This is a genomic window from Microbacterium sp. HM-570 (assembly GCF_054165885.1).
Genome location: NZ_CM135111.1, coordinates 308,767 through 329,302, shown reverse-complemented (window position 1 = coordinate 329,302; position 20,536 = coordinate 308,767). Strand labels below are relative to the sequence as shown.

The following is a 20,536-nucleotide window of genomic DNA, read 5'->3' as shown; positions in this document are numbered from 1 at the left end:
CCGGATGGTCCCCAGGTGGCTGTCATCGGCGCGGGCAGCTGGGGCACGACCTTCGGCAAGATCCTGGCCGACGGTGGCGCCTCGGTCACGATGTGGGCGCGTCGCCCCGAGCTCGCGCACGAGATCGCCGAGGGTAAGCGCAACAGCGAGTACCTGCCCGGCGTCAATCTGCCGCGATCTATGACCGCCACGCCGCATCTCTCCGAGGCCCTCGACGGTGCGACGCAGATCTACCTCTCGGTGCCGAGCCAGGCGCTCCGTGAGAGCCTCAAGGCCGTCCGTCCCCTCGTCGCCGACAACGACGCCCTGCTCATCAGCCTGATGAAAGGCGTCGAGCGGCGTTCGGGTATGCGGATGAGTCAGGTCATCGAGCAAGAGCTCGCCTGCAACCCCGATCGCATCGCCGTGGCATCCGGACCGAATCTGGCCCTCGAGATCGCCCGCGAGCAGCCCACGGCCGCTGTCATCTCGTCGACGAGCCAAGAAACCGCCGACGCCGTGGCGCGTCGGGCCCGCAATACCTACTTCCGCTCGTTCGTGAACACGGATGTCATCGGCACCGAGTTCGGCGGCGTGCTGAAGAACCTCATCGCCGTCGCGATCGGCATCGTCGACGGCGTCGGCTACGGCGAGAACACAAAGGCATCGATCATCACGCGCGGGCTGGTCGAGATGACCGACTTCGCCGTCGCGTACGGCGCGCAACCCGAGACGCTCCAGGGCCTAGCGGGCCTCGGCGACCTGATCGCCACGTGCCAGTCTCCGCTGTCGCGGAACAACACGGCGGGCCGACTGCTCGGTCAGGGATACTCGTTCCAGGACGTCGTGAAGCAGATGCAGCAGACGGCCGAGGGACTCGCATCCGTTGCTCCCGTGCTCCAGCTCGCGAAAGAGGTCGGCGTCGAGATGCCGATCGTCGAGCAGGTCAAGCGCGTGCTCGATGGAACGATGAAGCCGCAACAGATCGCGCCACACCTGACCACCGACGATGACACCCCCCGGGGCGAGAGGACGCAGAATGCACAAACCGGCGGTGGCGGTGCTCTTTGGCGGTCGCTCCAGCGAGCACTCGATCAGCTCCGCAACGGCGGGCGGGGTACTGCGGGCGATTGATCGCGAGCGGTATCGCGTGATCCCGATCGGCATCACCCGCGATGGTGTGTTCGTTCTCGAAGACGACGATCCCGACAAGTTCGCCCTCGACGCCGAGAAGCTGCCGGAGGTCGTCGACAACGGCACCCGCATCGTCTGGCCCGAGGGCGGTTCGGCTCGCGAGCTGCGGGTGCGCCGCGCCGACGGTGCGGTCGAGGATCTCGGTGCGATCGACGTCGTCCTGCCGATCCTGCACGGGCTGCACGGCGAAGACGGCACGATCCAGGGGTTCCTGGATACCCTTCAGCTGCCCTATGCCGGTGGCGGGGTGCTCGATTCTGCGCTGTGCATGGACAAGCACTTCATGAAGATCGCGCTGCAGGCCGAGGGCGTGCCGGTGGCTCCCTGGGTGACCGTGCGGCGCGCCCGCTGGGACAGCGACCCCGAAGCGGTACGGACGGATGCCGCGGCGCTCGGAGACGTTCTGTTCGTCAAGCCCGCGCGTGCCGGGTCGAGTGTCGGTGTGTCGAAGGTCCATCATCCGGGGGAATTCGATGACGCCCTCGCCCTGGCCTTTGCCGAGGACGACAAAGTGCTGATCGAGTCGGCTCTCGTCGGGCGTGAGATCGAGGTCGCGGTGCTGGAGGGACGTCGAGGAGCGCCCGCTCGGTCGTCGCTGCCTGGTGAGGTCGTGCTGACGACCCGCGAGTTCTACGACTTCGAGGGCAAGTACCTCGGCGGCGACGGGGTCGACGTGCGCTGCCCGGCCGAGCTCGACGCATCCGAGATCGAGGTGATCCAGGCGCTCGGCGCACGGGCTTTCGAGGCTGTCGATGGGCGAGGCCTTGCCCGCGTGGACTTCTTCCTGACGTCAGACGGACTCGTCGTGAACGAACTGAACACGATGCCGGGGTTCACGCCGATCTCGATGTTCCCGAAGTGCTGGATCGCGTCGGGCATGTCGTACGCGGAGCTCATCACAGAACTCGTCGACACGGCTCTCGAGCGCGCCTGACCGGCGTTCTGTGGGCTCGCGGCACGGCGGTTACGGAACGGGTGCGTCGGTGCAGGCCCCATCGGTGGGCAGCCGCCCGACGGCCGAGGCGAGCGACTCGAGCACGACGGCGCTCGAAACGCCCGTGTCGACGTTCGTGTCGAGATAGAGCTCGACCGCTGGCGTACGCCCGAACGTGGTGACACGGAATCGGAAGTCGCCGAGGTCCTCGATGATCCAGTCGACGCCATCGACCGTGCTGCAGGGGAGGGTCGTCGGACCCGGCGGCTCGAGCCCGCACGTCAGCAGCACGGCGGCCGGGTCGCCCCACGCGCCCGTGGCCTGGGCATCCGTCTGACGCCGCTCCTTGCCGTCGAGAGTGTCCGGCAGTCGCACCGACACCTCGGCGCAGAGCGGATCGTTCGCGCTCGGCGCGGGCTGCATCGCGACGGGTGAGGTGCACCCGCTGAGCAGTCCCGCCGACACGACCACCGCGGTCGAGAGGACGAGCAGGCGACGCAGAGACACCCCTCCAGGCTAGCGTGGAGGGATGACCGAGCCCGACGATCCGCGCGTGGGCGACCTCGCCGAATCCGCCATCCTGCACACGATCCTCGCGAGCATCGGCACGGCTGAGGGATCCGAGGTGGGGCCCGGCGACGACGCTGCGGTCCTGCGGGCGCCGGACGGTCGGGTCGTCGCGACGACCGACACGCTCGTCCACGGCCCGGACTTTAGGCTGGCGTGGTCGTCGGGCACGGATCTGGGGTGGAAGGCGGCCGCGGTGAATCTCGCCGACATCGCCGCGATGGGGGCACGCCCGACCGGCCTACTCGTCGCGCTGGCGATGCCCGCCGATACTCGGCTGTCGTTCGTCCGCGGTCTCGCGGAGGGACTCGCGGCGTGTTGCGCGTCGCTTGCGCCCGGTTGCGCCGTGATCGGCGGCGACCTGACCATCTCGTCCACCCTCACGATCGCCGTGACGGCCCTCGGGTCGCTCGAGGGCCGCGCGCCGGTGCTGCGCTCGGGCGCGCGCCCGGGCGACATCGTGGCACTCGCGGGCGAGGCCGGCGTGGCGGCACGCGGGATCGATCTGCTGTTCTCCCGATTCACGGATGCCTCGGGCCCGATCGCGGTCGACCGGACGACGCTGAACGCGCTCGAGCTCGAGGCGCTCGACGCTCAGCTGCGCCCGTCACCGCCGATCGAACAGGGGGTCGCGGCGGCGGGTGCCGGGGCCACCGCCATGATGGACGTGTCGGACGGTCTCGCCCTGGACGCGACGCGCCTGGCGGAGGCATCCGGGGTGACGCTCGCGCTTCGCACCACCGAGGTCGGCGGCGATTCGCGCTGGGCCATCGATGGCGGCGAGGACCATGCGTTGCTGGCGACCTTCCCCCGCGGCTCGGACGTGCCGGAGGGATTCCGCGTGATCGGCGGTGTCACCGCGGCTGGGGCGTATCCGTTGCTGCTCGACGGCGAGCCCCGGGCGCCCCAGGGGTGGGATCCCTACCGGGACTGGGACGCCGGAATCGGCTGAGCCGGGGCACGAGCGGCCTCGGGACAGTTCGCCCGCCGGAACTCCGCGCGCCTGCTCGCGCTCAGTGCGCCGATGAGAACTCAGTGCACCGATGAGAACTCAGTGCGCCGATGAGAACTCAGTGCGCCCGCAAACGTTCAGTGCGCCTGCCAGATGACCGTGTCGCCGTAGGCGCGCTCGCGCGCGAGTTCGAGGCCGGGCGGCCATCCCGGCTCGGGGGAGTGTCGCGAACGTTCGACGATGACCGCACCGTCTTCCGCCATGCGCGGCGCGAGGAGGGAGAGCGTCGTGGTCAGCTCGGATTCGCCCAGCTCGTATGGCGGGTCGAGGAAGGCCAGATCGAACGGGCCGACAGGACCGCGCAGGTACGTATCCGCGGCGGCCGTGTGCACGCGTCCACGTCCCGTGCGGCCGAGGGATCGCTCGACCCGGCCGATGTTGTCGCGCGCGATCGCCGCGGCCGGGCGCGACAACTCCACGAGATCGACGGATGCCGCACCGCGGGAAAGCGCCTCGAGGCCCAGTGCGCCCGACCCCGCGTACAGGTCGAGGATGCGCGCGTCATCCAACGCGCCCGCTGCCTCGATGGCAGCGAAGAGCGACTCGCGCACACGATCACTCGTCGGGCGTGTGCCGCGGGCGGGGACGGCGAGCCGGATACCGCGGGCTCCGCCTGCGATGATCCGGGTCATCCTCACACCCTACAAACTGTCGGGCACGGCGATGTCGCACCCGCGAACTAGAGTCGGGGGATGTCGTCGGTGCTTCTCGAAACTCGGCTCGAGGGCGTCGTGGGAGGCAAGACCGCCACAGCGCTCGCGCGCGCATTCGGCATGCGCACGGTCGGTGACCTGCTGGCGCACTACCCCCGCCGATACGCCCATCGCGGTGAGCTGACGCCCATCCGTGATCTACCGGTGGGGGAGCAGGTCACGATCGTCGCCGAGGTCGTCAGCGCGGGCGAGCGCCGAATGCAGGCTCGCAAGGGTTCGATACTCGAGGTCGTCATCAGTGATGGACCGGGGCGTCTCACGCTGACGTTCTTCAACCAAACGTGGCGATTGAAAGACCTTCACGCGGGTCGCCGTGGAATCTTCGCGGGCAAGGTCGGCGAGTATCGCAATACCAAACAGCTGGCGCATCCGGATTACGAGCTCTTCGACGACGAAGAGACCGCACGGCGCAGCGCGCAGGAGTACGCAAAGCTCCCGATTCCGATTTATCCCGCGACGTCAACGACCACGAGCTGGCAGCTCGGCAAGATCATCGAGCTCGTCCTGAGCGCCCTCGGCGAGGTGGACGACCCGATTCCCGATCCGCTCCGTGTCCGAAAGGGTTTGGTCCCCGCCCGAGAAGCACTCACGAAGATCCACCGCCCGGCATCCGACTCCGACGTTCACATCGCCCACGAAACGCTCCGGATGCACGAGGCGCTGGTCCTGCAGACGGCGCTTCTCCAGCAGCGTGCCGCGGTCCGTGCCCTGTCGGCGCGGCCGCGCCCCGCACAGGGCGGCGGCTACCTCGAACGCTTCGACGCGGCGCTGCCGTTCACGCGGACGCCCGACCAGGACGACGTCGGCGAGCAGATCGCGGGGGACCTGGTCGGTGCGTGGCCGATGAACCGGCTCGTTCAGGGTGAGGTGGGGTCGGGTAAGACACTCGTCGCTTTGCGGGCGATGCTCCAGGTCGCCGAGTCCGGTGGACAGTCCGCCCTCATCGCCCCGACCGAAGTCCTCGCCGGGCAGCATCTGCGATCGATCGCACGGATGCTCGGGCCCGATCTCGCGCCCGAGCTCATGCCGACGCTGCTCACCGGTCAGCAGGGGGCGGCGGATCGTCGCCGCGCAGCGCTCCGCGTTGCCTCGGGGCAGGCGCTGATCGTGATCGGTACGCACGCCCTCTTGAGCGACACGACGACCTTCGCCGACCTCGGCCTCGTGGTGGTGGATGAGCAGCACCGCTTCGGCGTGGAGCAGCGGGAGACGTTGCGGGCAAAGGGTTCGAGCCCCCACGCGCTGGTGCTGACCGCGACGCCCATCCCGCGCACGGTCGCGATGACGGTGTTCGGCGATCTCGATGTGTCGACGATCCGCACCATGCCCGTCGGTCGCGCCGGCATCGAAACGTTCGTGGCCCCGGTGGACGAGAAGCCAGCGTGGTTCGAGCGCGTGTGGCAGCGCGCGGCGGAAGAGGTCGGCAAGGGACACCAGGTCTTCGTCGTCTGCCCCGCGATCGATGTCGAGGCCACAGGCAAGGCGGCGACCGACGAAACGGTCGAAGCGCCACCCGTCAAGGGCGAGACAGCGCGCGTGCGCTGGGGAGTCGTGCAGGTCGAACGCATGCTCGCGACCCGGGCCGACTTCGCCGACCTGCGCGTTTCTATCCTGCACGGGCGCATGCCGGGGGACGAGAAGGATACGACGATGCGGGCCTTTGCTGACGGCCAGATCGACGTGCTCGTCGCGACGACCGTAATCGAGGTGGGTGTCGATGTGCCCAACGCCTCGACCATGGTCATTCTCGAGGCCGATCGCTTCGGCGTGTCGCAGCTGCATCAGCTGCGGGGACGCGTGGGCCGAGGCGGCGTCCCCGGCCTGTGCCTGCTCGTGACCGAGGCGCCGGGAGGAACGCCCGCCCGCGCGCGCGTCGAGGCGGTGGCGCGTACGCTCGACGGCTTCGAACTCGCCGAGGTCGACCTCGAACTGCGGGGCGAAGGCGATGTGCTGGGGGACATCCAATCGGGTGCTCGCTCGTCGCTGCGGTTGCTGCGCGTTGTGACGGATGCTCCGCTCATCGCCGAGGCACGCGCTGAGGCCGAGGGGATTCTTCGCGACGATCCGGACCTCAGCGCTCATACGGGGCTCGCTCGTGCCATCGATCGTCGTCTGGACGTCGAGGACCGCGCGGCGATGGCGCGTAACTGACCGAAAAGTGCGCCGAGAAGGCCGTCCGACGTAACGCTGCTCGGTCACGTGCGGTGAGCGCGGATAGGCTGGCCGAGTGAACAACAGGATCGCGGTCGTTCCGGGTTCGTTCGACCCGCCGACCCTCGGCCATCTCGATGTCATCCGTCGCGCCGCGTCGCTGTACGACTCGCTGCACGTCCTCGTCGTGCACAACCCCGACAAAGAGGCGATGCTCCCCATCGCCCACCGTCTGGAGCTGCTCGAGCAGTCGATCGCAGAGAGCGGGATCGAGGGTGAGATCATCGTCGCATCGTGGAGCATGGGGCTTCTGGTCGACTACGCCACCGATGTGGGGGCGGGAGTGCTCGTAAAAGGCATCCGCTCGCAGATCGACGTCGTCTACGAAACGCCCATGGCGATCGTGAATCGCCACCTCGCGCACGTCGAAACCGTCTTTCTCCTGCCTGACCCGTCACACGCTCTCGTCTCGAGTTCGCTCGTTCGTCAGGTAGCGGGGCTGGGCGGAGATGTCTCGCCGTACGTTCCGGGGCCCGTCGCGAGGTTCCTCGCCACGGGAACCAGCGCACGCTAGAGCACACTCGCGACCTGACGAATCGAGCGCGCGTCGCGAGCCGCCTGACCCCGACGCAGCGCACCGCGGGTAGCATGGTCCCCCGTGAGAAACCGCAGGCCAGGACCATTCGCCATCAACGTCCGCGACATCGAGCGCCGTCCGGGCGAGATGCGCGAGCACGACTTCGAGGTGTCCCTCGCCGAGCGATGGGGCGAAGGCCTCGTTCACCTCGACCAGGGCGGCACCGTTGATGTCGACGTGAGGCTCGAGTCGGTTCACGAGGGCATTATGGCCAGCGGAGAGGCGCACGGAGAGTACGTCGGGATCTGCGGACGCTGCCTGATCGATATCGCCGCACCCCTCGAAGTCGAATTCCAGGAGCTTTTCGCGTATCCTGGACAGGAAACATCTGACTTCGAGGTTCAAGACGATCACGTGGATCTTGAAACTCTTGTCAGGGATGCGGTTATCCTGTCGCTTCCGTTTCAGCCGGTATGCCAGCCGGATTGCCCCGGGTTGGACCCGGTAACGGGCGAGCGACTGGCCGATATGGATAGTAATTCTCTGAGTTCCGACCTCGATCCACGCTGGTCGGCGCTCAGGCAACTGGCCCAGGACGACGCTTCAGCGAGCGCCCGCGAGCCGGACCAGAACCCCTAAGACTCGAACGAAAGAGATAGAGCCATGGCAGGTAACCCCCCGAAGCGCAAGGTTTCGCGCTCCAACACCCGTTCGCGCCGCGCGCAGTGGAAGGCCGATCCCATCGCGCTCGTCAAGACCGTCGAGAACGGCAAGGTCGTCTACAGCCGTCCCCACCAGGCCAAGGTGGTCACCGACTCGCAGGGAACCGAACTGTTCCTCGAGTACAAGGGCCGCAAAGTCGCCGACGTCTGACCGGCTCGCTGTAGCCGTGGCAGTGCTTCCGGGGGGGAGACGCGCTCTCGTACAGCGCCTCGGGGTCGTCATTGACCCCGGTTTGCTGACGCTTGCGCTCACCCACCGCTCGTATGCGTACGAGAACGGTGGCACGCCACACAACGAGCGTCTCGAGTTCCTCGGGGACTCGATCCTCGGCCAAGCCGTGACGGTCATGCTGTTCACCAGGCATCCGGAACTGGATGAGGGGTCGTTGGCCAAGCGCCGGGCGAGCCTTGTTTCGACGGTGGCTCTCGCCGAGGCGGCGCGCCACATCGACTTGGGACGTCATGTTCTTCTCGGTCGCGGCGAAGAGCAGACCGGTGGCCGTGACAAGGACTCGATCCTTGCCGACACGACCGAGGCGATCCTCGGGGCGACGTACCTGTCGGCCGGCGCGGAGGCCGCGACAGATCTCGTGCTGCGGTTGATCGAGCCGCTCTTGGGTGACCCCGAGCGCTACGGCGCCGCGATGGACCCGAAGACGAGCCTGCAGGAACTGGCTGCCCGCCGTCAGGAGTCTCCGCCGGCGTATTCGGTTCAGGCCGCGGGTCCCGATCACAACCGCATCTTCACCGCCACCGTGCGTGTTGGTGCCACGGCCGCGCAGGGCGTCGGCTCGAGCAAGAAGTCCGCCGAGATGGCCGCCGCACTCGCGGCCTGGCGGGACATCACGACGCGAGACGTCGAGAGCGACGACATCTCCGCGAGTGCCTGAGCTTCCCGAGGTCGAGGTCGTTCGCGCCGGCCTTTCTCCCGCCGTAACGGGCGCGCGCATCGTCGCTGTCGACGCACGCGACCGCCGTGCCCTGACGCGGCACACGGGAGGGCCGCTCGATTTCGAGGCCCGGCTGCGCGGGCGTCGCATCACCGGCGCGGCGCGACGCGGCAAGTTTCTGTGGTTGCCTCTCGAGGCCGACGGTACCGACGCGGCCGAGGCGATCCTCGTCCACCTCGGGATGAGCGGGCAGATGCTGTTGCGGCCGGGCGGCGCATCGATCGAACGTCATGAACGCATCCGTCTGTCGATCGAACACGCCGAGCACGGCCCCCTCGATATTGTCTTTGCCGATCAGCGCACTTTCGGGTCGCTCGCTATCGACCCGCTCGTGCCGACCGCGGATGGAGAGGCGGCCGGATGGGGCACGCCGGATCCGTTCCTACCGGGTCAGGTCTCGCACATCGGGCGAGACCCGCTCGACGCCGCATTCCGTGACCGAGCGTTCGTGCACGCGCTTGCCCGGAAGGACTCGGCGATCAAGCGCGTGCTGCTCGATCAGACCCTGGCGAGCGGCATCGGTAACATCTACGCCGACGAAGCGCTCTGGGCGGCACGCATCCATCCCGAGACCCCGGCTCGTACACTCGCGTCGCGCGCAGCTGGGCGATTGTTGACAGAGGTGCGGGCGGTGCTGAACCGAGCGCTGGCCGAGGGCGGTACGAGTTTCGACGCGCAGTACGTCAACGTCAACGGCCAGGCCGGCTACTTTGCTCACAGCCTGCGGGCTTACGGCCGCACGGGCCAGCCGTGTGAGAGGTGCGGGCGCCCGATCGTGCGTGCATCCTTCATGAATCGTTCGAGTCACTTCTGCCCGCGCTGCCAGCGCGTCCCGCCGCCGCGCGCCTGACTTCCGGGCCGAAACACCCTTTGTGTGGCGAAACACCACGTGACGTGGGGTGTCTCGTCGCACGCGGGGTGTCTCGGTGATGTGGCGGACGGATTCCGGGGGTCACACGTCGAGCACCTTCTTCCATGCCCCCTCGTATGCGATCGGGACGAAGCCGATCGCCTCGTTGATGTCGAGCATCGGCCGATTCTCTTCGGCGTTGTACGTGATCACGCGCGGCGACTCCGGCGCGAGGTCCCGCCACGCCCGAAGGCCCGCACACTTCACGAGCATCCCGAGGCGATGGTCGCGGTGCTCGCTCAGCACGAGCGTGTCCTCCTGATGGGATGCGGCGGTGCGGTCGGGACCGATCGCCAGCTCGTTGAACGCGCACAGCTCACCTGTCTCGATATGCTGCGCCGCCGTGACGTGGAGGAGTCGCCCGGCATCGATTGCTCGCGCGTCGTTCAGCGCGACGCGGGCCGCGTCCCACGTCTCTTCGTCGAACTCGATCGCGGCGGACGGGGCATCCGTGACCATCCGCGACTTCATCCAGGCGTAGCCGTCGGCGAACTCCGGGGGAGTGGGGGCGTTCCACGACACGATTCGATATCCCTCGGCCGCCACCGTGGCCTCCGCGAGAAGACGGTCCACATTGTCGCGCGTGTCCCGCAGATCGAGTGCACTGTTGCGCTCGATCTGCTCGAGCGTGAATCCGTGGCGAACGAAGAATCGTGCTCCGGGGTCCACGGCGGGGATGCTGCCGAAGCCGGTCGGAGGCTCGAGCCTCGGACCGGGGCGGTCGGGGTGCTCCACCCACGACTGCAGGACCGTGCGTCGGTTCTCGCGAGCGACTCGTTCGATCAGCTCGAGCGCGCCGGTACCGATGCCGCGGCCCCAGACATCCGGAAGCAGCTCGATGAACATGTACGCGACGCGCGAGTCGGTCTCGATGGGCAGGTCGAGACCGACCCGGCCGACCGGTCGCCCGTCGTCGAGAACCAACCACATCATGCGGATCTCGTAGGGCTCGGGGCGGTAGCTGGGCAGCAGTGCCTGGTCATCGTGTCCCGAGATGTGACGGTAGACGGCATTCCGGACCGCGGTCATCGCGTGAAAGTCCGTGGCGTCAGCCGCATCGATGGATTCGGGGATGACGAGAGGCCGGTATTCGACGCCGGCAGGGGTGGTGCTCATCAGATTCTCTTTCGTGGGTCGGTGCGTCCGGTCACCGAACTGTTCCGGATGGTTGAGGTGGATGCACTGCGCCGGATCAGGCGCCGTGCATCCACAGGCGTGTCGCATAGGCGGCGTCCGCCTCGTACTTCTCGCGCTGCTGGGCATGGAAGACGCGACGGCGGTGACGCTCGAGCGCGTCGGTGGGGCTCACGGGGCGAGAGCCCCACAGAACAAGCCAGAGCCCGACGCGCATTGCCGCTCGGTCGAGCAATGAGGTTCGGGCGACGCGGTCCGGGGCGGGGGCGAGAAGCGCGAGCGGTTCGGGCGGATGGGACAGGTGCGGCTGAGTCAGCTGCGTGTTCATGGTGGTTCCTCGAGAGATGTGTTGCAAAAGGGGTAAAGGGGATGCCGAAGGTGGGGCATCCGGGAGCCGTGATCCGACGGGCCGCGAGAGTGCGCCCGAGATGCCGGTCTTGCGGAGGGGATGCGGGTGAGCCGCGGGCGGCCGCCGCACGCGTGAGGTCATCAGCCCGAATACGGGCAGAGTTCTCCTACGGGCGGGTCAGCTGCCGGTGTGGGCGTGGTGTCCCGAGAAGGCGCCGCGGGAAACGGTCACCAGGGGGAACGCAACGACCCCGCCGAGAGCGGAGCGAGTGGCGGAAATGCGGGTGCGTGTGCGGTTCATCAACATGGTGACCTCCTTTCAAACCTCTGACGCGAGACGCGACGCTAGCGCGCACCGGACGGTGACGTCAAGCTGATTCACAGAATTCGTGGCCGCGCGGGCGTTGCCTGACGGGCGGCGCACCTCGGCTCGGGTAGCCTGAACCGCACTGTAATGCTGGGTCGGAGGCTGAATTCATGCACCTGAAGAGCGTGACGCTCAAGGGGTTCAAGTCGTTCGCCCAACCCACGACGTTCGCGTTCGAAACGGGTGTGACGGCGATCGTCGGGCCCAATGGATCCGGAAAATCGAACGTCGTCGACGCCCTGGCATGGGTGATGGGCGAGCAGGGCGCCAAGACTCTCCGCGGCGGCAAGATGGACGACGTCATTTTCGCCGGCACCTCGACGCGCGGCCCGCTCGGTCGCGCCGAGGTTCAGCTCACGATCGACAACGCGGATGGTGCGCTACCGATCGAGTACTCCGAGGTCACGATCAGCCGCACGCTGTTCCGCAACGGCGCGAGCGAGTACGCGATCAACGGCGACACCTGCCGACTGCTCGACGTCCAAGAGCTTCTGAGCGATTCCGGCCTGGGCCGCGAGATGCACGTGATCGTCGGACAGGGACGCCTCGACACGGTTCTGCAGGCGAGTCCCGAAGACAGGCGTGGCTTCATCGAGGAGGCCGCCGGCATTCTGAAGCATCGCCGCCGCAAAGAGAAGACCCTGCGCAAACTCGAGGCGATGGAGGCGAATCTCACGCGTCTGAGCGATCTCGCGGGAGAGATCCGTCGGCAGCTCAAGCCGCTCGGTCGCCAGGCCGAGATCGCGCGCGAGGCTCAGACCATCGCCGCTGTCGTGCGCGACGCCAAGGCCCGCCTGGTCGCCGATGAGCTCGTCGGATTGCGCAATGAACTCGCGGCACACGTGCGCAGCGAGCATGAACGCCACTCGGAGCGTCTCGTTTTGCAGGAGCGCGCGGACGATATCCGCAAGCGGGTCGAGGTGCTCGAGTCCGAACGTCGCGGGTCGGATGCGGTCGACACGGCCCGCAGCGTGCTGTTCGAGCTGGAGCGAGTGCGTGAGAGGCTGCGTGGGCTCTTCACGCTCGCGAATCAGCGCATCGCGCTGCTCGGCTCGGCGGACGAGCAGACCGAGATCGGATCGAGCGTCTCGCAATCCGACATCGACGAGGCGCGAGCCGAGATCATCGAGCTGCGCGACGCGGTCGACGCGGCGGCCGAGATCGCGACGGACGCCGGGCGCGCGGTGGTGCATGCGCGGGCCGAGCTGGACGCGCTCGACACCGACATCGCCGCGCAGAGTGCCCTCGTCTCCGAGCACGAGATGCGCATCACGGCACTTCGCGGGTCGGCCGATGCCGCAGCATCCGCTCTGGCGGCGGTCCGGGGTGCCGTCCTCCGCCAGCAGAACGCACTCGATGCGGCGCTCGCCCGGCGCGCGGCCGCTGCCGAGGCGCTGGACGGACTGGAACCCTTGCCGCAGCCTGCCGGAGACGTGGACCATCCCGCGGCCTACGACCGCGCCCAGCGTGCCGTCGCCGACGCGGATGCCGAGCTCACGGGCATCCGCGACCGCCTGCACGAGGCCGAACGCGAGGCAGGTGCCCTGACGGCGCAGACGGTCGCGCTCACCCGTGCGCTCGACGTGCGCAATGGTGCTTCGGCCCTCATCGAACGGGGCCTAGCGGGTGTCCGAGGGCTTGTGGCTGACGGCATGCAGGTGCGCCCCGGATACGAGCCCGCGGTCGCCGCGATTCTCGGTTCGGTGGCTGAGGGGCTGCTCGTGGATTCGCGCGACGCGGCGTTCGACGCCCTGGCCGAGGCTGAGCGCGCTCAGCTCGGGTCTGTGGAGGTCGTCGTGGGTGACGCGGATGCATCGGGATCCACGACGTTCCCGAGCCTCGAGGGCATCGTTCCCGCGCTCGACGTTGTGACCGCACCGAGCGGAGTCCAGGGCCTGCTCGCTCATGTCGCCATTGCCGATGACCTCGAGGCTGCGCGCGCAGCCTGGCCGCAGCTGCAGGGCGCCGCAGGCTCCATACCCGTCACGGTCGTCACGCTCGCGGGGGAGGTCGCAACCGCGTACCTTCTGCGCGGAGGAAGTGGCGGGTCGCCGTCGCGCCTCGCGTTGGTAGCCGAAAGGGATGCGGCGGCCGACCGTTTGAGCGAGCTGACCGTTATCGTCGATTCGCTCCGTGAGACGTCGGCCGACGCCAAGGCCGTCCTGGCCGAAGCGCGGCAGAAGGCCGCGGCGGCGCTTCACGATATGCGCGCCTACGATGCCGCCCTCGCTGCCCGCGCCGAGCATGTCAACCGCGTGACCGTCCAGCATGAGGCGGCGGTCGCCGAGTGTGAGCGTCTGGAAGCGGGACTAGCGCAGGCTGAGTCCGCCGTCAGCGATGCGGAGGCCGCGGCTCGTCGCACCGCGAATGAGCGCGACACAGCGCTCGAGGCACCTCGGCCGATTCTCGACGCGTCGGCGCGAGAGGGCGTACTCGCCGGGGTCGAAGCGGCGCGCGAGTCCGAGATGCGCGCGCGGCTCGAGGTAGAGACACTCCGTGAACGCGTCCGCGCACAAGAGGCTCGGGTCGTCTCGCTCGAGCGCCGGCGTGAGAGCGAGCGTGCGGCTGCCGAAGAAGCAGCGCGTCGGGCAGTCATCCGTCGCGCTCAGCGCCAGGCCGCGGCGGGCGTGCTCGCCCGCGTGCCGCAGGTGCTCGATGCGGTCGATCGGTCAGTCGCGCAGGCGGGGGTGGATCTGGCGAACGCCGAGCGAGAGCGCACGGAGCAGAACGTCGAGCTCGCGACCCTTCGAGAGCAGGACATCGGGCTGCGCGAGCGTCTCGCGGCGTTGACCGAGGGGGTTCATTCGCTGGAATTGAGAATCCACGAGAAGCGTCTGCACGTGTCCGGCCTCTTGGACCGGGCTCGCTCGGAGCTCGGCCTCGAGGAAGATATTCTTGTCGAGGAATATGGTCCGGACCGCGAGGTTCCGACGCCCGAGGCGGGCGAAGACACATCCGAGCCGTTCGATCGCGCACGCCAGCAGCGTCGTCTGCAGCAGGCCGAACGCACGCTTGCTCAGCTCGGCCGGGTGAACCCGCTCGCTCTCGAGGAGTTCGCCGCGCTCGAACAGCGGCACGCGTTCCTGGTCGAGCAACTAGGCGATCTGACGCAGACGCGCAAGGACCTGATGACGATCATCGGCGACCTGGACGAGCGGATGCAGACGATCTTCGCCGCGGCCTTCGACGATACGAAGGCGGCTTTCGCCGAGGTCTTCCCCGTGTTGTTCCCGGGCGGAACGGGAAGCATCTCGCTGACGGATCCCGACAACATGCTCACCACGGGCATCGAGGTGTCGGTGCGCCCGGCAGGCAAGAAGATCGAGCGCCTCTCCCTGCTGTCCGGCGGCGAGCGCTCACTCGCGGCCGTCGCACTGCTGGTCGCGATCTTCACGGCCCGCCCGAGCCCGTTCTACATCCTCGACGAGGTCGAGGCGGCGCTCGACGACGCCAACCTCGGTCGTCTGTTGAGCGTTTTCGAGCAACTGCGCGAGAGCAGCCAGCTGATCGTGATCACGCACCAGAAGCGGACGATGGAGATCGCGGACGCCCTCTACGGCGTGTCGATGCGCCAGGACGGGGTCTCGGCCGTCGTCGGTCAGCGCGTGGGTGATCGAACGACCGAGCGCGCCTCCGCGTAGGCTATTCGGATGGCAGAAAGTTCCTGGTCACTCGGTCGTGCCCTGCGCGGCATGTTCGTCAAACCCACGATCGACGAGACCACGTGGGATGACCTCGAGACGGCGTTGATCCAGGCCGACTTCGGCCCCGACATCACCGAACGCATCGTCGACGAACTGCGCGATAAGGTCGAGCGATACCGCACGACCGACCCGAAAGACCTGCAGCGGATGCTGCGCGAAACGCTCGAGGAGCACTTCGCCAAGTTCGACACGACCCTGAAGCTGACCGAGCGTCCCGCTGTCGTCCTCGTCGTGGGGGTCAACGGAGTGGGCAAGACGACCACGATCGGCAAGTTCGCGAAGTTCCTGCAGCGCTATGGCCGCTCGGTCGTCGTCGGTGCGGCCGACACCTTTCGTGCGGCGGCCGTCGACCAGCTGGCGACGTGGGCCGAGCGCGGGGGAGCCGCCATCGTGCGTCCGCAGCAAGAGGGTCAGGATCCCGCATCCGTCGCGTATCAGACGGTCGAATACGCGCAGCGAACCGGCACCGAGATCGTCCTGATCGATACCGCGGGTCGCCTGCACACCAAGGGCGGGCTCATGGACGAGCTTGGCAAGATCAAGCGCGTCATCGAGAAGCAGGCCCCCATCAGCGAGGTGCTGCTCGTCCTCGACGCGACGACCGGCCAGAACGGCGTCATGCAGGCGCAGGCGTTCCTGGAGCACGCGGGGGTCACCGGACTCGTTCTCACCAAACTCGACGGTTCTGCGCGCGGAGGCTTCGTGCTCGCCGTGCAGGAGCGCACGGGTATCCCCGTCAAGTTGCTCGGTCAGGGCGAGAGCATCGGTGACCTGACGGGGTTCACCCCGCACGTCTTCGCGTCCGCGCTCGTCGACTGAGCGCCGTAACGCGCGTCGGCAGCTGCCGCACAGCTCTCGGTTCGCCTCGTAAACGGCGCCGCGCCGCGTCGGGCTACCGTGTGCGCCATCCTGCTGGTTACATGGAGGAATGGCGATCGAGCACGACTTCTTCGGGGTACTCGAGTCCGGACCGGACGGATCCATTTTCTGGTCCGAGAACATCGAACTGGGTGACCAGTCTGTGACGGTCGATCTCACCGCGCCCGATCAGGACGATGTCTCGTCCGCGGCGCTCGACATGGCCGCGACGCTGGTGTCGTCGATCGAAGAAGTCGACCGTCGGGCCCGCGATGCGATGCTGTCGCTCTTCGATGACCGCACGAGCGAGGTGACCGAGTACATCATTCAGCAGCAGGAGACCCTCGGTGACGACATCGAGGGGATGCTGACCGACATCTCGGGCGACATCGCCGTGGACGTCATCCGGTCCCTTCAGCTGATGAGCATGACGATCCTCGCCGACGAGATGGGCAGCGGCGATCCGTTCGCCGTTCTCGAATACGCGCTCGACCCGGATGCGACCGACGACGTGCTGCTCGTCAACATGAGCAGCGACGGTGACGTCCAGTCGGTCACCAGCGCGGAGTAGATCTCTTAGACGGCCTGGGCGAACCCGAGGTCGGCGGCCTCGGCGATATGCGACAGGTGCGCCGGGATCTCGCGCCCCTTCGACCGCATCGACTGAGCCCAGAGTCGCCCGGCCCGGTACGACGAGCGCACGAGGGGTCCCGCCAGCACGCCGAGGAATCCGATCCGCTCCGCCTCTTCCTTGAACGCCACGAACTCGTCCGGCTTGACCCAGCGGGCCACCGGGAGGTGACGCGGTGTGGGCCGCAGGTACTGCGTGATCGTGATGATGTCGGTTCCGGCGTCGTGCAGATCCTGGAGCGCCTGGACGACCTCTTCGGGCTCTTCGCCCATCCCGAGGATCAGGTTCGACTTGGTGATGAGGCCGGCATCGTGTGCCTGCGTCAGCACATCGAGCGAGCGCTCGTACCGGAACGCCGGCCGGATGCGCTTGAAGATGCGTGGCACGGTCTCGACGTTGTGGGCGAACACCTCGGGGCGCGCGTCGAAGACGACCTTCAACAGGTCCGAGCGACCCGAGAAGTCCACCGCGAGAATCTCGACCCCCGTGTTGGGGTTGGTGGCATGGATGCGCCGCACCGTCTCGGCGTGCAGCCAGGCGCCTTCGTCGGGTAGGTCGTCGCGAGCGACTGCCGTGACGGTCGCGTAGCGGAGCTGCATCTGCGTGACGCTCTCGGCGACGCGCCGAGGCTCGTCCATGTCGTAGTCGGCGGGCTTGCCCGTGTCGATCTGACAGAAGTCGCAGCGCCGCGTGCACTGCGAACCGCCGATCAGGAAGGTGGCCTCGCGGTCTTCCCAACATTCGAAGATGTTGGGGCAGCCCGCCTCCTGGCAGACCGTATGCAGGCCCTCGTCTTTCACGAGCGAGTGCAGTGCCGTGTATTCGGGGCCCATTCTCGCCTTGGTCTTGATCCATTCCGGCTTGCGCTCGATGGGAGTCTCGGCGTTGCGGATCTCGAGGCGCAGCATCTTGCGCCCGTTGGGCGCGGTCGCGGGCGTCGAGGTCCCGCCGTGCGAGTGGGAGCCCGATCCGCACGCCGGTCCGCAGCCGCTCACGCGGGGAGTCCGATCGCGGTCGCCGCGTGCGCGCTGACTCCTGTGTACTCGTGTTGGAACGCTCTGCTGACGGTGTCGAGGATGTCGCGGGGCGAGACATCCGCTCCCACTACCTCGCTGACCGTCGTGACTCCCGCATCCGTGATCCCGCACGGGACGATCGCGCGGAACGCCGCGAGGGAGTTGTTGCAGTTGATCGCGAAGCCGTGCATGGTGACACCGCGCTGGACGCGAACGCCGATTGCCGCGACCTTGTCTTCGGAGAGAGGGCGACGGACCCACACGCCGCTCCGGCCCTCGACCCGGTAGCCGTCGACGCCGTGGGTCCGGAGGGCTTCGATGAGGATGCCCTCGAGACGGCGGACGTGCGCGACGACGTCGATGGGCTCGTGCAGGCGCACGATCGGGTAGCCGACGAGCTGGCCGGGTCCGTGCCAGGTGATCTTGCCGCCGCGATCCACATCGATCACGGGCGTGCCATCGTTCGGCCGCTCGTGCGACTCGGTGCGCTTGCCTGCTGTGTATACGGCCTCGTGTTCGAGCAACAGCATCGTGTCGGGGCGGGTGCCGGCGAATACGTCGGCGTGGACGCGTCGCTGCAACTCCCATCCCTCGAGATAGGGGACGTAGTCGGGTGCAAGCCCGACCTCCTGCACTGCAAGCACGCGCTCTCCCTCTTTCACCCTGGCATTGCTAGACCGCGTCCAACAATACCCCCGCCCGCGGCTTGGGCTGCTCCCCTGGCAGTAGATGGGCCTATTTCTGCGGGAAGAGCCCATCTACTGCCAGGGGAGTGGGTCGCGATGGGCGGATAGCCTGGGGGGATGTCGTCGGAACCTCGAGGTCGGCCGCGCGCGTCGTCGCGCGAGGTGTTGGCGGAGGCGGCTTGCGAGCTCTTTCTCGAGCAGGGATACGCCGCGACGTCCGTGTCAGACATCACGCGGCGCGCCGGTGTGAGCCGGTCGAGCTTCTTCAACTACTTCCCGTCGAAGGCCGATGTGCTGTGGGGCGGTTTCGACGAGCGGATCGCCGAGCTTGCGGTGCGTCTCGGTGGGCAGGACTCTTCGGCAGACGTTGACACGGAGGTACGCGCTGCTCTCCGGATGCTTGCGGACGGGTTCGCTCCGGACAGCCTCGCGCTCGCGCTCGTGAACGCCCGCCAGATGGAACTCGACGATGAACTCGAGCGCGAGGCATCCGTCCGCGGGTCGCGCATCGCACGAGTCGTGGCGGATCGGATGCGACGGGCCGGTGTCGACGAGCTGCGTGACACCGTCGTCGGTGCGGCGTATGGGGGAGCGGTCATGGCGGCCGTAGAGGAGTGGGCGCGGCAGGGCGCCGGGCGTGTGCACCTCGGCGAGGTCGTTGATCGCGCGCTCGCGATGATGGAGTTTCCCGCGGGGTGATGGACGTTCGGCGCGGAGCCGGACACGTATGGAGTGAAGGCACCCTCCGGCACCCTGATCGAAAGAGGCACCATGACCCCCGACCCTCTTGACGATCTGCTCGATCACTCGAGCCCGCGAACGGCGCCGGCTCCGAAGGTCGAGATCGACGCGATGATCGCCGATGCCCATGGCGTGGGTCCGTCGCCTCGGCGCATCCCGCGCGTTGCGCTCGGAGTCGGTCTCGCCGCGCTGCTCGTGGGTGGGGCGGGTGTCGCTGTAGCAACGGACGGTTTCGAATGGGCGCCGTGGGCACAGGATCCCGTCGGTGCCGTGAGCTTCACGATGGCGAATGGTTTCGACTGCGAGTTGCGCTTTTCCGAGTACACGGCAGGCGTGGACTCGCGCTTCCTCGCGGACGTCAACCGGACCCTCAGAAAGTGGTACGAGTCGACGGACATCGTTGGCCAGGCGTCGGCGCTGCTCCCAGCTCAGCGGGAGCGTTTTGCCGCGATGGAGGCAGCGCAGGGGGAGGACCCCGGCGCGGACATGTCGCAGCTTTCGTCCGAGGAGCGGGCGGATGAAATCGAGCATCGCACGTGGTTCCGTGAATGGCTGGCTTGGGATCTGGCCGTCTCCGAGCTCGAGACAGAGGCGCTGCGGGACGCCGGAATCTCTGTGCCCGATGATCGCTTCGTCGGGAGTGAGCGCAGCGGACAGATTCAGTGCTTCGACGAGAATCACGAACTCTATGTGCCGGGAGCGGGTTCTTGACGAAGGTCGATGACAAGCGCCTGACCGCGGCGCTGCGCGACGCATCCGCTGATCTTCTCGCCTACCTGCAACGCCGGGCCGGAATCGACGACGCACCGGATCTGCTCGGCGAGACGATGGTCGTCGCGTGGCGGCGGAACGCGGAGATTCCGGGCGATCCGGAACGCGCGCGCATGTGGCTGTTCGGCATCGCTCGAGGGACGTTGCTCAATCACGCTCGTGGCGAGCGGCGGCGGTGGGCCCTCGCCGATCGCATCCGGGGCATTCACGCGCCGGACGTCGTGGCCCCGGCATCTGATGACGGCGCGGAGGTGCGTGACGCGATCGACCGGCTCGACCCCGACCTCGCAGAGCTCGTGCGACTCGTGCACTGGGAGCGCCTGAGCCTGGTCGACGCGGCGGAGCTTCTCGGCATCCCGGCTTCGACGGCTCGCGGACGGTATCAGCGTGCGAAGGAGGAGTTGCGCGCGGCTCTCGGGGTCGAGGTCGGGTGACCCGCGTCGGTTCGTCTCGCTGCGCTCGCTCAACGACCGGGGCGCAGCGAACGGACGCAACACGCCGCTGGTCTCAGGCGCACACGGCGTGTCGCGTCCGTTCGCGAAGGGCATAGTGCGGGATCGCGGGCGCATCG

Annotated in this window: 21 protein-coding genes; 15 read left to right on the top strand and 6 right to left on the bottom strand. The window is 67.9% G+C overall.

What is annotated here, in order from left to right:
• The first annotated feature begins 15 nt into the window (after positions 1 to 15).
• The gene (locus ACT9TC_RS01560) at positions 16 to 1,113 is read left to right on the top strand and encodes an NAD(P)H-dependent glycerol-3-phosphate dehydrogenase (RefSeq protein ID WP_458041709.1); all 1,098 of its coding nucleotides are present in this window, start codon (positions 16 to 18) and stop codon (positions 1,111 to 1,113) included.
• On the top strand, positions 1,019 to 2,107 hold the full coding sequence (locus tag ACT9TC_RS01555; protein ID WP_458041708.1) for a D-alanine--D-alanine ligase family protein: 1,089 nt from the start codon (positions 1,019 to 1,021) through the stop codon (positions 2,105 to 2,107). Before ACT9TC_RS01560 ends, ACT9TC_RS01555 begins: the two co-directional genes overlap by 95 nt.
• Positions 2,108 to 2,137: 30 nt before the next feature.
• On the opposite strand, the gene ACT9TC_RS01550 is transcribed toward ACT9TC_RS01555, so the two are convergent.
• Complete coding sequence (locus ACT9TC_RS01550) at positions 2,138 to 2,614, bottom strand: DUF3515 family protein (RefSeq protein WP_458041707.1); 477 nt, start codon at positions 2,612 to 2,614, stop codon at positions 2,138 to 2,140.
• Between the two features lie 22 nt (positions 2,615 to 2,636).
• Between ACT9TC_RS01550 and thiL the strand changes: the two genes are divergently transcribed.
• Positions 2,637 to 3,626, top strand: a complete 990-nt coding sequence (gene thiL / locus ACT9TC_RS01545) for a thiamine-phosphate kinase (RefSeq protein WP_458041706.1) — start codon at positions 2,637 to 2,639, stop codon at positions 3,624 to 3,626.
• A 137-nt stretch (positions 3,627 to 3,763) separates the two neighbouring features.
• On the opposite strand, the gene rsmD is transcribed toward thiL, so the two are convergent.
• Positions 3,764 to 4,318 (bottom strand): 16S rRNA (guanine(966)-N(2))-methyltransferase RsmD, encoded by a 555-nt coding sequence (gene rsmD, locus ACT9TC_RS01540; RefSeq protein WP_458041705.1) that lies wholly within the window; start codon positions 4,316 to 4,318, stop codon positions 3,764 to 3,766.
• 60 nt (positions 4,319 to 4,378) lie between these two features.
• Between rsmD and ACT9TC_RS01535 the strand changes: the two genes are divergently transcribed.
• The 6 genes from ACT9TC_RS01535 to mutM all read left to right on the top strand — a co-directional run bounded on the left by ACT9TC_RS01535 (position 4,379) and on the right by mutM (position 9,649).
• Positions 4,379 to 6,550, top strand: a complete 2,172-nt coding sequence (locus ACT9TC_RS01535) for an ATP-dependent DNA helicase RecG (RefSeq protein WP_458041704.1) — start codon at positions 4,379 to 4,381, stop codon at positions 6,548 to 6,550.
• A 76-nt stretch (positions 6,551 to 6,626) separates the two neighbouring features.
• Positions 6,627 to 7,124 (top strand): pantetheine-phosphate adenylyltransferase, encoded by a 498-nt coding sequence (gene coaD, locus ACT9TC_RS01530; protein WP_458041703.1) that lies wholly within the window; start codon positions 6,627 to 6,629, stop codon positions 7,122 to 7,124.
• A 150-nt stretch (positions 7,125 to 7,274) separates the two neighbouring features.
• Positions 7,275 to 7,766: a YceD family protein gene (locus ACT9TC_RS01525; protein ID WP_458042979.1), complete on the top strand. Its 492-nt coding sequence runs from the start codon at positions 7,275 to 7,277 to the stop codon at positions 7,764 to 7,766.
• A gap of 24 nt (positions 7,767 to 7,790) precedes the next feature.
• Positions 7,791 to 8,000, top strand: a complete 210-nt coding sequence (gene rpmF, locus ACT9TC_RS01520) for a 50S ribosomal protein L32 (RefSeq protein ID WP_458041702.1) — start codon at positions 7,791 to 7,793, stop codon at positions 7,998 to 8,000.
• A gap of 16 nt (positions 8,001 to 8,016) precedes the next feature.
• Positions 8,017 to 8,739 (top strand): ribonuclease III, encoded by a 723-nt coding sequence (gene rnc, locus ACT9TC_RS01515; protein WP_458041701.1) that lies wholly within the window; start codon positions 8,017 to 8,019, stop codon positions 8,737 to 8,739.
• Positions 8,732 to 9,649: a bifunctional DNA-formamidopyrimidine glycosylase/DNA-(apurinic or apyrimidinic site) lyase gene (gene mutM, locus ACT9TC_RS01510; RefSeq protein ID WP_458041700.1), complete on the top strand. Its 918-nt coding sequence runs from the start codon at positions 8,732 to 8,734 to the stop codon at positions 9,647 to 9,649. Before rnc ends, mutM begins: the two co-directional genes overlap by 8 nt.
• A gap of 102 nt (positions 9,650 to 9,751) precedes the next feature.
• Here the strand turns inward: mutM and ACT9TC_RS01505 are convergent, their stop codons facing one another.
• Both ACT9TC_RS01505 and ACT9TC_RS01500 read right to left on the bottom strand, forming a co-directional pair.
• Positions 9,752 to 10,825: a GNAT family N-acetyltransferase gene (locus ACT9TC_RS01505; protein ID WP_458041699.1), complete on the bottom strand. Its 1,074-nt coding sequence runs from the start codon at positions 10,823 to 10,825 to the stop codon at positions 9,752 to 9,754.
• A 76-nt stretch (positions 10,826 to 10,901) separates the two neighbouring features.
• Positions 10,902 to 11,171 carry a hypothetical protein gene (locus ACT9TC_RS01500; RefSeq protein WP_458041698.1) on the bottom strand — a complete coding sequence of 90 codons (270 nt, stop codon included), beginning with the start codon at positions 11,169 to 11,171 and terminating at the stop codon, positions 10,902 to 10,904.
• A 497-nt stretch (positions 11,172 to 11,668) separates the two neighbouring features.
• Between ACT9TC_RS01500 and smc the strand changes: the two genes are divergently transcribed.
• From smc to ACT9TC_RS01485, 3 genes are all read left to right on the top strand, one after another.
• Positions 11,669 to 15,199, top strand: coding sequence for a chromosome segregation protein SMC (gene smc, locus ACT9TC_RS01495; protein WP_458041697.1), 3,531 nt, complete (start codon positions 11,669 to 11,671; stop codon positions 15,197 to 15,199).
• A gap of 9 nt (positions 15,200 to 15,208) precedes the next feature.
• On the top strand, positions 15,209 to 16,081 hold the full coding sequence (gene ftsY / locus ACT9TC_RS01490) for a signal recognition particle-docking protein FtsY (protein ID WP_458041696.1): 873 nt from the start codon (positions 15,209 to 15,211) through the stop codon (positions 16,079 to 16,081).
• A 109-nt stretch (positions 16,082 to 16,190) separates the two neighbouring features.
• Entirely contained in the window at positions 16,191 to 16,691 is a 501-nt protein-coding gene (locus tag ACT9TC_RS01485) for a DUF2004 domain-containing protein (RefSeq protein ID WP_036296915.1), read from the top strand.
• A 5-nt stretch (positions 16,692 to 16,696) separates the two neighbouring features.
• Here ACT9TC_RS01485 and lipA read toward each other — a convergent pair whose 3' ends face one another.
• Both lipA and lipB read right to left on the bottom strand, forming a co-directional pair.
• A complete protein-coding gene (lipA, locus tag ACT9TC_RS01480; protein WP_458041695.1) occupies positions 16,697 to 17,659 on the bottom strand; it encodes a lipoyl synthase in 963 nt (320 codons plus the stop codon).
• 83 nt (positions 17,660 to 17,742) lie between these two features.
• Complete coding sequence (gene lipB / locus ACT9TC_RS01475; RefSeq protein WP_458041694.1) at positions 17,743 to 18,525, bottom strand: lipoyl(octanoyl) transferase LipB; 783 nt, start codon at positions 18,523 to 18,525, stop codon at positions 17,743 to 17,745.
• Between the two features lie 45 nt (positions 18,526 to 18,570).
• Between lipB and ACT9TC_RS01470 the strand changes: the two genes are divergently transcribed.
• The 3 genes from ACT9TC_RS01470 (at position 18,571) to ACT9TC_RS01460 (ending at position 20,399) form a co-directional block, all read left to right on the top strand.
• Positions 18,571 to 19,152 (top strand): TetR/AcrR family transcriptional regulator, encoded by a 582-nt coding sequence (locus tag ACT9TC_RS01470; RefSeq protein ID WP_458041693.1) that lies wholly within the window; start codon positions 18,571 to 18,573, stop codon positions 19,150 to 19,152.
• A gap of 72 nt (positions 19,153 to 19,224) precedes the next feature.
• Positions 19,225 to 19,905: a hypothetical protein gene (locus ACT9TC_RS01465; RefSeq protein ID WP_458041692.1), complete on the top strand. Its 681-nt coding sequence runs from the start codon at positions 19,225 to 19,227 to the stop codon at positions 19,903 to 19,905.
• The gene (locus ACT9TC_RS01460; RefSeq protein ID WP_458041691.1) at positions 19,902 to 20,399 is read left to right on the top strand and encodes an RNA polymerase sigma factor; all 498 of its coding nucleotides are present in this window, start codon (positions 19,902 to 19,904) and stop codon (positions 20,397 to 20,399) included. Before ACT9TC_RS01465 ends, ACT9TC_RS01460 begins: the two co-directional genes overlap by 4 nt.
• Positions 20,400 to 20,536 lie beyond the last annotated feature (137 nt).